The sequence below is a fragment of the Dickeya poaceiphila genome (assembly GCF_007858975.2).
Lineage (GTDB): Bacteria > Pseudomonadota > Gammaproteobacteria > Enterobacterales > Enterobacteriaceae > Dickeya > Dickeya poaceiphila.
In genome coordinates this window covers 3,728,578-3,740,873 of the sequence record NZ_CP042220.2, presented here as the reverse complement: position 1 = coordinate 3,740,873, position 12,296 = coordinate 3,728,578, and the positions used below count along the sequence as shown (strand labels likewise).

At 52.7% G+C, this 12,296-nt stretch carries 14 protein-coding genes; 4 read left to right on the top strand and 10 right to left on the bottom strand.

Going from position 1 to position 12,296, the window contains the following annotated elements:
• Positions 1-87: 87 nt before the first annotated feature.
• Positions 88-795: a pirin family protein gene (locus tag Dpoa569_RS16815; protein ID WP_042868429.1), complete on the bottom strand. Its 708-nt coding sequence runs from the start codon at positions 793-795 to the stop codon at positions 88-90.
• 109 nt (positions 796-904) lie between these two features.
• Here Dpoa569_RS16815 and Dpoa569_RS16810 point away from each other — a divergent pair, with 109 nt between their 5' ends.
• Positions 905-1,801 (top strand): LysR family transcriptional regulator, encoded by an 897-nt coding sequence (locus Dpoa569_RS16810; RefSeq protein WP_042868431.1) that lies wholly within the window; start codon positions 905-907, stop codon positions 1,799-1,801.
• Positions 1,802-1,912: 111 nt separating this feature from the next.
• Here the strand turns inward: Dpoa569_RS16810 and Dpoa569_RS16805 are convergent, their stop codons facing one another.
• The 9 genes from Dpoa569_RS16805 to Dpoa569_RS16765 all read right to left on the bottom strand — a co-directional run bounded on the left by Dpoa569_RS16805 (position 1,913) and on the right by Dpoa569_RS16765 (position 8,693).
• On the bottom strand, positions 1,913-2,896 hold the full coding sequence (locus Dpoa569_RS16805; RefSeq protein WP_042868433.1) for a glutathione S-transferase family protein: 984 nt from the start codon (positions 2,894-2,896) through the stop codon (positions 1,913-1,915).
• A 92-nt stretch (positions 2,897-2,988) separates the two neighbouring features.
• On the bottom strand, positions 2,989-3,384 hold the full coding sequence (locus Dpoa569_RS16800; protein WP_042868435.1) for a DoxX family protein: 396 nt from the start codon (positions 3,382-3,384) through the stop codon (positions 2,989-2,991).
• Between the two features lie 255 nt (positions 3,385-3,639).
• The gene (locus Dpoa569_RS16795) at positions 3,640-3,936 is read right to left on the bottom strand and encodes a YqjK-like family protein (protein ID WP_042868438.1); all 297 of its coding nucleotides are present in this window, start codon (positions 3,934-3,936) and stop codon (positions 3,640-3,642) included.
• On the bottom strand, positions 3,933-4,331 hold the full coding sequence (locus tag Dpoa569_RS16790; protein WP_042868440.1) for a phage holin family protein: 399 nt from the start codon (positions 4,329-4,331) through the stop codon (positions 3,933-3,935). Before Dpoa569_RS16790 ends, Dpoa569_RS16795 begins: the two co-directional genes overlap by 4 nt.
• A 3-nt stretch (positions 4,332-4,334) precedes the next feature.
• Positions 4,335-4,640, bottom strand: coding sequence for a DUF883 family protein (locus tag Dpoa569_RS16785; RefSeq protein ID WP_042868443.1), 306 nt, complete (start codon positions 4,638-4,640; stop codon positions 4,335-4,337).
• A 185-nt stretch (positions 4,641-4,825) separates the two neighbouring features.
• Complete coding sequence (mzrA, locus tag Dpoa569_RS16780) at positions 4,826-5,176, bottom strand: EnvZ/OmpR regulon moderator MzrA (protein ID WP_050569386.1); 351 nt, start codon at positions 5,174-5,176, stop codon at positions 4,826-4,828.
• Positions 5,177-5,179: 3 nt separating this feature from the next.
• Entirely contained in the window at positions 5,180-5,854 is a 675-nt protein-coding gene (locus Dpoa569_RS16775; RefSeq protein WP_042868447.1) for a DedA family protein, read from the bottom strand.
• Between the two features lie 525 nt (positions 5,855-6,379).
• Positions 6,380-7,159 (bottom strand): transcriptional regulator ExuR, encoded by a 780-nt coding sequence (gene exuR / locus Dpoa569_RS16770; protein WP_042868450.1) that lies wholly within the window; start codon positions 7,157-7,159, stop codon positions 6,380-6,382.
• A 232-nt stretch (positions 7,160-7,391) separates the two neighbouring features.
• Positions 7,392-8,693 carry an MFS transporter gene (locus Dpoa569_RS16765; RefSeq protein ID WP_042868453.1) on the bottom strand — a complete coding sequence of 434 codons (1,302 nt, stop codon included), beginning with the start codon at positions 8,691-8,693 and terminating at the stop codon, positions 7,392-7,394.
• Here Dpoa569_RS16765 and Dpoa569_RS19665 point away from each other — a divergent pair.
• From Dpoa569_RS19665 to Dpoa569_RS16750, 3 genes are all read left to right on the top strand, one after another.
• On the top strand, positions 8,692-8,850 hold the full coding sequence (locus Dpoa569_RS19665; protein WP_227983084.1) for a hypothetical protein: 159 nt from the start codon (positions 8,692-8,694) through the stop codon (positions 8,848-8,850). The genes Dpoa569_RS16765 and Dpoa569_RS19665 overlap by 2 nt on opposite strands.
• Before the next feature lie 368 nt (positions 8,851-9,218).
• Positions 9,219-10,628, top strand: coding sequence for a glucuronate isomerase (gene uxaC / locus Dpoa569_RS16755; protein WP_042868456.1), 1,410 nt, complete (start codon positions 9,219-9,221; stop codon positions 10,626-10,628).
• A 198-nt stretch (positions 10,629-10,826) separates the two neighbouring features.
• Positions 10,827-12,278, top strand: coding sequence for a tagaturonate reductase (locus Dpoa569_RS16750; protein ID WP_042868458.1), 1,452 nt, complete (start codon positions 10,827-10,829; stop codon positions 12,276-12,278).
• The last annotated feature ends 18 nt before the right edge of the window (positions 12,279-12,296 follow it).

Below are 12,296 nucleotides of genomic sequence, written 5' to 3'. Positions count from 1 at the left end.
TGAACTCCCTCAGCCAATAAGACATGGTGCCAGCAATGGTTCAGGGAAGGCGTTTTTTAGTTGCGTTTAACATTATTGCAGGTGCAACTAAGCCACCAGATCGATCAGTAATGCGCGTGTGGCGGTTTCTGCCCGGAAAGTGAGGCGGTTTTCCTGCTGGACAAACGCGCCGTCGCCGCAGTGCAACACGTTGGGTGCGGCGCTAATATTGCCATTGATGCTGAGGATACCGTGGATCGATTGCAGATAGGCGCGGTTACCATTCAGTGTCAGGCTATGTTGCTCACCTGCCGCCAGATTCAGATGATGTATCCAGACCTGTTGGCGCAGATGGAGGGCATTAGCTGATTCATCCGGTGATGCCAGTAATTGATAAGGACGCTGTGCTTCTAGCGTGAGTCGTTGCAGACACTGGTTCTCCCGCGTTGGACAGGCATCCAGCCATAGCTGCAACCGGGTTAGTGGCGTGTCGTTGCCAACATTATGTTCGCTGTAGCTGACAGTAGGCTGGGTGGCGAGCAGCAGCGCTTCGCCTGCTTTGGCGCGCGTATGGTTACCGTTGCTGTCGCGGTATTCCGCTTCGCCCTGCAATAAAATGTTCAGAATATCGACGCGCGGGTAGGTTCGCGGCTGAAAAGAGGCACCTGGCGCCAGTACTTCCTGATTGAGAACCCGTAGTGAAGCAAACCCCAGTAATTCAGGATCAAAGTAATGACAAAAAGAAAAGGTGTAACGTGCCTGCAACCAGCCATAGTCAGCCTGGCCGCATTGTTCTGCTGCTCTGCTAATGATCATGGCATTTGACCCTGATAATTATTAATAAAATGATAGTAATTGTCTGGACGATGGATTGTTAGCCAGTTAATCTGGTTAGTATATTCAAAAATCCTGAATGAGTAAGAGAATGGCAAAAGAACGGGCATTAACACTAGAAGCATTAAGGGTCATGGACGCCATTGATCGCCGTGGAAGTTTTGCCGCCGCTGCCGATGAACTGGGGCGTGTGCCTTCAGCCCTGAGCTATACCATGCAGAAATTGGAAGATGAGCTGGATGTGGTGCTGTTTGATCGTTCCGGCCATCGCACTAAATTCACCAACGTCGGGCGGATGCTGCTGGAAAGGGGGCGTATCCTGCTGGAAGCCGCTGACAAGTTGACTACCGATGCTGAAGCGCTCGCACGAGGATGGGAAACCCATTTGACCATCGTCATGGAAGCGCTGGTGCCGACTGAGCGCCTGTTTCCATTGCTGGATAAACTTTCGCTGAAGGCTAACACTCAGGTGTCGTTGCTGACTGAGGTGCTGGCTGGTGCATGGGAGAGGCTTGAGCAGGGCAGGGCAGATATTGTTATCGCACCTGACATGCACTTTCGTTCCTCTTCGGAAATTAATACCCGCAAACTCTATTCAATGAAGAGTGTGTACGTGGCCAGCCCGGATCATCCAATTCATGATGAGCCAGAGCCATTGTCGGAAGTCACGCGCATCAAATATCGCGGTATTGCGATTGCCGATACCGCCCGCGAACGTCCAGTGCTGACGGTTCAGTTACTGGATAAACAGCCGCGCCTGACCGTGAGTTCAATGGATGATAAACGGCGTGCATTGCTGGCGGGGTTGGGGGTGGCGACCATGCCGTATGAGCGGGTGGCGCAGGATATCGCCGAAGGGCGATTGCGGGTCGTGAGTCCGGAAAATACCATCGAAGCCCAAATTATCATGGCATGGCGTCGTGATAGTATGGGTGAAGCTAAAGCGTGGTTTTTACGGGAAATACCACGCATATTCAACGCGCATTGATGATGGTGCAGGCAAAGCATAACGCCGTCGGCTGAATTCCCCACCGACGGCGTTGTCAGGTATAGCCTGGTGAATTGTCTGTACGTTTACTACAGCGCGTTCACTACAGATTTAGTAACGCTTATCCCGGCCATGTGGTGCGGCCAGATCCCCATCCGGGCCTACCGAGATGATGCCGTAAGGATTAATCGTGCCATGGCTACGGTAATAGTGGTGGCGAATATGCTCCAGATTCACCGTGTCGGCTACCCCCGGTAACTGGTAGATTTCACGCAGATAACCATACAGATTGGGGTAATCGCTAATCCGGCGCTGGTCACATTTGAAATGGGTGTGGTAGACCGGATCAAAACGGATCAACGTCGTCCACAAACGGATATCCGCTTCGGTGAGCCGATCTCCAGCCAGATAACGTTGTCGGTCAAGGATCGATTCCAGCCGATTCAGCGCATTAAATACCAGCCTGACTGATTCATCGTAAGCCTGCTGGGTAGTGGCGAAACCGGCTTTATACACGCCGTTATTAACCTGATGGTAAATCCACTCGTTCAGGTCATCGATTTGCCCCTTCAATTCTAACGGATAGTAATCATCAGGTGCGGCACCGCAGCCGTCGAACGCACTGTTTAACATACGGATGATATCGGCTGATTCATTGCTGACAATCGTGTGCTGCTGTTTGTCCCAGAGTACCGGAACGGTGACGCGTCCGCTGTAATCGGCTTTGGCGTGCTGATAAAGCTGGTATAGAAATTCGTGTTGATAGAGCGTGTCGCCAGTGGCCTGTGGAAAGTCGGTATTAAAGGTCCAGCCGTGGTCCAGCATCAACGGGTGTACTACTGAGACGTCGATGTGTTGTTCCAGTCCTTTGAGTTTTCTCAGTAACAACGTGCGGTGGGCCCATGGGCAGGCCAGCGACACATACAGGTGGTAACGGCCAGCTTGTGCGTTGAAACCGCCAGTGCCTGTTGGGCCGGGTTCGCCATCAGCAGTGACCCAATTGCGGAAAAATGTCTGTGGGCGTTTGAAATGTCCGCCGGATGACTGGGTTTCATACCAGGTATCATGCCATACACCGTCAACCAACAATCCCATAGCCGGGTCCTCCCAGAATGTGACGATGGCAGCCAACAATATACTGTTGACTGCCATAAGATAATCGGGTTGTGTTGCTTAGCTGATTATTATTACCATTTTTTGTTCAGCAGTCGGTCGATGCTGAATGCGCCTGGACCAGTGACGAACAGCAGAACATAACCGCCAGCGATAGACAGGTTTTTCATGAACATCAGCTGGTTAGCGCCTTGGGCGAAATCAGTGTGGAAAATGAATGCTGTCAGCAGGGTAAAGACAGCAGTGATAATAGCGGTAGTACGGGTCAGGAAACCGAACAGTACAGCCAGACCACCACCCAGTTCCAGCAGAATGGTTAACGGCAGCAGCGCCCCTGGAACACCCATCGCTTGCATATACTGCTGGGTCGCGGCGTAAGAGGCTCCCAGTTTGCCATAACCAGCAACAATAAACAGAATTGGCAGCAGGATACGGGCAACCATTAGCAGTACATTCTCAAAATTTTTCATCGATATCTCCAGTGTGTTTGCGGCCGAAGCAATATTCGATAAGGATGCATCCGGCGTTGATTTGTCTAACTGTTCGTGTAACAGATGAAAAGCATACTAGAGGGGGAGGCGTGTAGACGCCAGCGAGTAAAATTGTTGTTTTATGTCAGAAAAATTGATTTTATAGCGTGCAAACAAACGAAAAAATGGGGGCTGATCAGGTTGAAGGGGGAGGCCTCCGATGGGGATGGGTTGGTAAACAATACCCCATTCGGGTCATTGGCGTGGCGTCGCTGGTAAGACAGAACGTAGCAGCTTCAGTGCGTTCCAGATACCGGTTACCTTGCGTGTAAACCTGATTAGCCGACGTGGATGGCGTATTCCCAGTATGGCGATGATCGGCGGGATTAACACCAGATAACGACGTATCCGCGTCCATTTCTGCCAGTAGGCATCATACGGGGCAGTGATGTCCAGCCACCGGTTTTTCTCCGCAACCAGATCCAGCCGTTGTTGTTGGATCTGGCGCAGTAGTTGTTTCTTTTCGGCAGCCAGATGCCGTCGGCGATTCATTTTGAGTCGTCCTCCAGCAATGAGCGATCTGCCGCCAGTTCTTTACGGGTGTCTCGTAATAGTGTGGAGCGGCGCAGGCGTTGCAGTGTCCATAGCCCGCCGAATAATGCCAATCCAAACAAGGTCACCGTAATCCAGCACAATGCCGTCAGACGTAAGGCGGGATCAAGGCTCCAGATGATAAGCGCAATCAGACTCATCAGGCCAAACGTCGTAAACAACAACGTCAACCCGACCATCAGCAATAACTGAATAAACAGGTTTTTTTCCTGTTCCAGTTCCACCACCATCAGCCTGAGACGGGTTTCCACTATGCCGACCAAAAGGGTGAAAATACGTTGCACAGTAGAAACGGCAGCGCGGCCAGGACCGTGACGTTGCGGTTCTGTCTCCATGCGTTAACGGCGCGCCAGCAATAAACCCAACACCACGCCGACGGCGACACCGATGCCTACCCCGGTCCAGGGATTTTTACGTACGAAATCATCGGCACACTGGGTAGCTTCGCGGGCTTGTGCCGTAATACGTTCGCCGGTGTCATTCAGGCGTTCACGAGACTCTTTGAGCACGGCTTCTGCTTTATCGCGCAGTTTTTCCAGTTCGGCTTTGGATTTATCGCTGGAGGAACGCAGCACTTCTTCCAGCGTATCTCCCAGGGAACGTAGCTCTGCTCGTAGCTGTTCAGTATCAGATTCTTGTGCCATCTGAGTGCTCCTTTATCTGATGAATCATAATGTTGACTATAGTGCGGATTTTCATTGTTGTGGGCGGAATGGCTACAGATAATTCTGATAATCCACGATCTTGAACAGCGGGAAAATTCGAAAAGAGAACGTGCGCAGGCAAAGAAAAGGGTGCAGTTGGCGACAGGTAAACAGCGGCGTTGGCGTCAGCTTTTGACGCACAGCGTGATGCCGTGAGTCTGTTGGGCGATGACAATGGTATATGGCAGCGCGGTACTCAGTATTTCTCTGGCTGCGCTGGTTTGTTCCGGTAAAGAGAGCCGCACAATAATGCTGTCGTTTTCCGGGGTAATGCTCTTGATGGCGATCCCCTTCTCATTAAGTCGTTGGTAGATATAGAAACCATCCGGCAAAGGTACGCCATGACGCAGCGGAGAGATGTGCAACGTCACTTCGTCCGGCAGGTGCCGTGACGACATAGATAACAGCAGCACCAGCGGCAACAGGAACAACAGCCGCCGCCGGGCGGAGGGCTTCTTTAGCCCAGGGTAGATCATCAATTAATTCCTTTTGTCACGTGCCATCATGCGCTTTTTACGCCACAACACCAGTAGTGAGCCGACCAGCCCGATGCACAGTAAAACCAGCGGCAGCAGCATCAGACAAGACATCAACAGCTCTTCGTATTTGCGGAATAATGGCGTGTTACCCAGTGCAAAACCGAGAGAAACCAAACTGGTGACCCACAAAAAGCCGCTCATCCAATTGAAGAACTGAAACCGGACATTGTCCAATCCTGACAGCCCGGCAATGGTCGGCAGCAGTGTTCGTACAAAAGCCAGAAAGCGGCCAATCAACAGTGCTGATAGCCCATGACGATGGAACAACTGGTGCGCACGTTGGTGATAGTGTGCAGGAAGATGTGACAACCATCCCTGAACGACCCGTGTATTTCCAAGCCATTTTCCTTGCAGGTAGCTGACCCAACAGCCGAGACCGGCGGCGGTGGTTAACAGCGTGATGGTGAACGGGTAGCTCATGGTGCCTTTGGTGATAAGCACTCCAACCAGAAACAGCAGGCTGTCGCCCGGCAGGAACGCGGCTGGCAGCAGGCCATTTTCCAGAAATAGAATCAAAAACAGCAGCAGGTAAATCATCCAGACGAGTTTGGGATTGGCCAGGACCTCGAAATCCTGGTGCCAGAGTGCATACAAAAGTTCTTTGATGATATCCATCTGGGTTCCTGTGCTACGGCGTTGGAGAAACTGCGTTGTGCTTCTGAGGCCAGTTAACGGCATTCCTGGCAGGTCAGGTACACAGAGCGGTCATTACTGAACATTAGGTGTGTGCGCTTTCATTTTTAACTTCTTTGCACCTATATCCGTCATGCTTCTTAGTTGGCAGGTGCATTGTCCAATAGCAGGCGCGTTGGCCGGAACTGCACGTTTTCGCCAGTGGCTTGCGTGCCGCGCCTACCTTACTTTTTCAGCGTATTTTTCCTGACTGGCAATGGTCTTTACTGTTTTTTGCCCGTCAGGTGGCTCTGTCGGTAATTAAGCGTAAAAAAACTATTCCAACTGTAACAAAAGCGGTGCGGACGAGATAGGAAAATATCACGTTATGAAAACGTATGACGACCTGTTTAGTGGGGAAAGGATGTGATTGCTGTCATATTTTACACTTGCTGACAGAACCCGACGTTGGATGACTTTTTTTGCCCCCGAACTGTGGGGGCAAAGGCAGCGGTTGCACGAGAAGATTCAGGGTTTGCTACGGGCGTGATGATCCAGATGGACAACCGGATTTTCGGCAAACATGTAACGATCAACGTTAAATTCGAAATCATCGGTGGTAGCGCGGAACAGCATCTGTTTCGTATTTTCCAAATGTTGCCACATCGCCAGTTTAGCTGCATAGGAATCTTTACGGATCAAGGCTTTGAGAATCTGGTCGTGGTCTTCGCACCAGCTTTCGATTGACTTATCGTCGATGTGTTCATGCAACTTGCGCCAGTAAGGATTGTGAATGCGCTGGCTCCACATTTTTTCCACGATAGTGGCCATGGCTGAGTTCTGGGTCGCCAGCGCGACCTGTACGTGGAATTTTAGATCCCATTGCGAATCGCGGAAGCGGTCTTCCTGACGGGCATTTTCCTGAATCTCCATCAATTGGATAATGTCCTGGCGGGTGACCTGGGTGGCGGCGAACTCCGCGATGTTGCTTTCTATCAATTGGCGAGCCTGCAAAAGTTCAAACGGCCCGGCAGTGAGAAAGTCGGCGTCGCTGCCGTTAGCGGCCAGCAGGTGGCGCTGCTGGTTGGATATGACGTGAATGCCGGAGCCTTTGCGCACTTCCACGTAGCCTTCCACTTCCAGCATGATAATCGCTTCGCGTACCACGGTACGGCTGACATTCATCTCTTCGGAAATATTGCGCTCCGCTGGCAGTTTGTCTCCTACCGGATAAACGCCGTTCTCAATACGTTGTTTCAATTCTGCGGCTAACTGCTGGTAAAGCCGCCTGGATTCTGTCAGTGCCATGATGCCTGCTCTTAAGATAGAGGACGCTTCCTGAGGCAACGTGCGTCACTGCGTCTATCTCGTGATGATTTCGTTAATGTAGACTGATATGCAGAGTGGATTTGTTATACCACCTACAGCCGGTGGCGACCAACACTCCTGTCACAGTTAGCTGCTGTGGTACATCGAGAGGAAAGGTTCATCCGGTATTCCTATGATACCGGATGAACGATGTGAAGCAGAAATTTGTCTGTTAGTGTTGCTGTGCGGCTTTCAGGCCAGCGTCTTCATTTTTCTCTTCGGAAGCCGGGTTGTTTTTCAGTACCGTCCAGATAACGACAGCGCCCAGCAGGTCAAAGATAGCCAGTACGGCGAACAGCGGACTAAAGCCGATGGTATCGGCCAGCGCGCCGACTACCAGAGCGAACAGCGTGCTGGCGGTCCAGGCGGCCATTCCGGTCAGACCGTTGGCGGTGGCGACTTCATTACGGCCAAATACGTCGGAAGAGAGTGTAATCAGCGCACCAGACAAGGACTGGTGGGCAAATCCGCCGACGCACAGCAAGGCAATGGCGACATATGGGCTGGTGAACAGGCCGATGGTGCCGGGACCTATCATCAACAGCGCGCCCATCGTCACCACCATTTTGCGCGAAACAATCAGGTTCACCTTAAAGTATTTCTGGAACAGCATCGGCAGATAGCCACCGACAATGCAGCCCAGGTCGGCGAACAACATCGGCATCCAGGCGAACATGGCGATTTCTTTCAGGTTAAAGCCATAGACTTTGAACATGAACAGCGGGATCCAGGCGTTGAAGGTTCCCCAGGCCGGCTCAGCGAGGAAACGCGGCAGTGCGATACCCCAGAACTGGCGGTTATGCAGGATCTGCCAGGCGGACATTTTCCTGGCGTTGCCAACCTGATGCTGTGCTTCCTGGCCGCTAAGAATGTAGTCGCGTTCTTCTTCGCTGAGTTTTTTCTGGTCTTTTGGGTGTTTATAGAAATACAACCAGCCGATTGCCCAGATCATGCTCAGGATACCGGTGATCACGAAAGCCATCTGCCAGCTATGTGCCATGATGGCCCAGACGACCAGCGGCGGAGCCAACATGCCGCCAATCGATGAACCAACGTTAAAGTAGCCGACGGCAACCGAGCGTTCTTTCGCCGGGAACCATTCACTACTGGCTTTCAGTCCAGCGGGAATCATTGCCGCTTCCGCCATTCCCACCGCGCCACGCGCTATAGCCAGACCACCCCAACTGTTAGCCAGCGCGGTGGCGGCGCAGAACAGCGCCCACAGGATGGCGAACATGGCGTAACCCACTTTGGTACCCAGCAAATCCAGCACATAACCGGCAACAGGCTGCATGACGGTGTAGCAGGCTGAATAAGCTGCAATGATATAGGAGTATTGCTGGGTACTGATATGGAGCTGTTCCTGCAGTGTGGGCGCCGCTGCAGCAATTGCGTTACGCGTCAGGTAGCCCAGAACGGTGCCGATGGTTACCAGTCCGATCATGTACCAGCGTAATCCTTTGATCTTGCGCATGTTAAATATATCTCCGAGTGTAATTACCAACAGCGGAACCTGTTATCAGTCTGCCGTGGTAGGTGTAGACCACGCCGAAAGTGACGAAGCGTCGGTGCGCCCCGATCAAAACCTGCGGGAGCTGCTGTCTGGCCGGTTGCCCTGCAGCCGGGCGTAGCTAGCGGGCGGCGGCGGCTATCCCGCCGCGCGCGTTATTGTTTTCCGGTGGAAATACCGTTTTCCGGTGGGAATACCAACTCTGTTGACGATAGTGAGATTGAATCCCCTCATCAGGCAGCGCTACAATAATTTGTCATACCAATTTAAAGGTTGAGTGATATCACAAAACCATTATTTTATTATGGGAATAAGATGAGCGGGCTGTTCTGGCGTGGTGAAAGCGTAAAAATGGTATAATTGGAAGTGATTTATGCCATTTTTGCGATCATGACCTCACTAATGGTGTCAGTTATCGCAGATAATTGGTGTGATATCTTTGTGGTTGTGAGCGTATTTGGTTGGCACATGTAGTGTGAGGAAGTGAACATGCCCCAGTTTCTAAGTGAAGATTTTTTGTTGGATACCGAGTTTGCCCGTCGGCTATACCATGAATTTGCAGCAGATCAGCCAATTTTTGATTACCACTGCCATTTGCCGCCTGCGCAGATTGCCGAGAATTATCGTTTTAAAAACCTGTATGACATCTGGTTGAAGGGTGACCATTACAAATGGCGCGCTATGCGCACCAATGGTGTACCGGAGCGTTTTTGTACTGGCGATGCCAGCGACTGGGAGAAGTTCGAAGCCTGGGCTGCCACTGTCCCGCACACCATCGGCAACCCGCTGTATCACTGGACGCACCTGGAACTGCGCCGTCCATTCGGCATCACCGGCACGTTGTTGTCGCCGTCTACCGCTAAAGACATCTGGAATCGCGCCAACGACCTGCTGGAGCGTGATGAGTTTACGGCACGCGGCATCATGCAGCAGATGAACGTAAAAATGGTCGGCACCACCGACGATCCTATCGACGACCTGCTGCATCACAAAGCGGTGGCTGAAGATAAAACCTTCTCCATCAAAGTACTGCCGAGCTGGCGTCCGGATAAAGCCTTCAATATCGAACAGGCGACCTTTAACGACTATATGGCGAAACTCGGTGACGTGTCTGATACCGATATCCGCCGTTTCAGCGACCTGCAGGCGGCGCTGAGCAAGCGTCTGGACCACTTCGCCGCACACGGTTGTAAAGTGTCTGACCATGCGCTGGACGTGGTGCTGTACGCCGAGGCGGATGAAGCCACACTGGATGGCATTCTGGCTCGTCGCCTGTCCGGCGCAACCCTGAGCGAACAGGAAGTGGCGCAGTTCAAAACCGCGGTGCTGGTATGGTTGGGAGCTGAATACGCGCGTCGCGGCTGGGTGCAGCAGTATCACATCGGCGCACTGCGCAACAACAATCTGCGTCAGTTCAACCTGCTGGGGCCGGATGTGGGTTTCGACTCCATCAACGACCGCCCGCTGGCGCAGGAGCTTTCTCGCCTGCTCAGCAAACAGAATGAAGAAAACCTGTTGCCGAAAACCATTCTGTACTGCCTGAACCCGCGCGATAACGAAGTGCTGGGCACCATGATCGGTAACTTCCAGGGTGAGGGTATGCCGGGCAAGATGCAGTTTGGTTCCGGCTGGTGGTTCAACGACCAGAAAGACGGTATGCAGCGCCAGATGACGCAACTGGCGCAGTTGGGTCTGCTGAGCCGCTTCGTCGGTATGTTGACCGACAGCCGCAGTTTCCTGTCTTACACCCGTCATGAATATTTCCGCCGCATTCTGTGCCAGATGATTGGCCGTTGGGTGGAAGACGGCGAAGCGCCGGGCGACCTGCAACTGCTGGGCGAGATGGTGAAAAATATTTGTTTCGATAACGCCAAAAATTATTTCGGTATCGAGTTGTAAGAAAAAGGGAGGGCGGGCGCCGTCACGGGCCCGTCTGTCAATGTGGTGATTTCGGGCTGGCGCAGGGAGCTGAATCTGCCGCCCTGGCGCTGTCGTGCTGACCTGACGCTGTTTAATGATCTGATGGCTGTACCGACTGGCGTTTGTCCCGACTGGGTTTCGTCCCGAAATAGTGTCGTGTTCTGAGGTAGCTTGTTAATGCAAACGCTCAATCGTCGTGATTTTCCTGGCCGTCGTCATCCTGACCGCGTTATTCAATTTGGCGAAGGCAATTTCCTTCGCGCCTTTGTTGACTGGCAACTGGATCTGTTGAATGAACATACTGATCTGGACGCGGGTATTGTTGTGGTTCGTCCGATTGATACCGATTTCCCGCCTGCGCTGAATACCCAGGAGGGTTTGTACACCACCATTATTCGCGGCCTGAACGAACAGGGCGACGCGGTGCGCGAGCCGCGCCTTATCCGCTCGGTTAACCGTGAAATCAACGTGTACCGTCAGTTTGATGAGTATCTGGCGCTGGCGCATGACGCCAACATCCGCTTTGTATTTTCCAACACCACGGAAGCCGGTATTAGCTACCATGCTGATGACAAACTGGCTGACACGCCGCCAGCCAGCTTCCCGGCGAAGTTGACCCGTCTGCTGTTCGAACGCTTCAATCATTTTAATGGCGCCGCCGATAAAGGCTGGGTGCTGCTGCCGTGCGAATTGATTGATTACAACGGCGAAAAACTCAAAGAGCTGGTGCTGCGTTATGCGGCGCAATGGGCGCTGCCGGCAGCGTTCACCACCTGGCTTAACGAGCACAACACCTTCTGCTCAACGCTGGTGGACCGCATTGTGACGGGGTATCCACGCAATGAAGTGGACGCGTTACAACAGGAACTGGGTTATCAGGACACCTTTCTGGATACCGCTGAGTATTTCTACCTGTTCGTGATTCAGGGGCCGCAGTGGCTGGCAGAAGAACTGCGTCTGAACCAACTGAAACTGAACGTGCGCATTGTTGATGACATCAAGCCTTATAAAGAGCGCAAGGTGGCGATTCTGAACGGTGCCCACACCGCGCTGGTACCGGTGGCGTTTCTGGCAGGCCTCGATAACGTGGGTGAATCGATGAATGATGCCCAGATAGGCAAATTTGTCGAAACCACGATTGCCGAAGAGATCGTACCGGTACTGGATTTACCGCATGACGAGCTGATGTCGTTTGCCGAGGCGGTACTGAGCCGTTTCAGAAACCCGTTCATTCAGCATCAGTTGCTGTCTATCGCCCTGAACGGTATGACCAAATTCCGTACCCGCATTCTGCCGCAACTGCTGACATACCGTGAACGTTATAACGCGTTGCCCAAGCGCCTGACGTTTGCGCTGGCAGCCTTGATCGCGTTTTATCGCGGCGAGCGTAACGATGACCGCTATCCGTTGCAGGACGACGCCCGTTGGCTGGAGCGTTACGAAGTGCTGTGGAGCGGCGTGCGCGCTGGCACCACGTCGCTGGCGCAGGTGGTGAATGCCGTGCTGGGGGATGAGGAGCACTGGGAACAGGATTTGACGCAGGTGCCCGGTCTGGCATCGCTGGTCACCGAACAGTTGCAGGCTATCGTCGAGCGCGGTATGCGCGACGCGTTAGCGGGTTATTGCTAATCGCATAAGGTCGTCTCC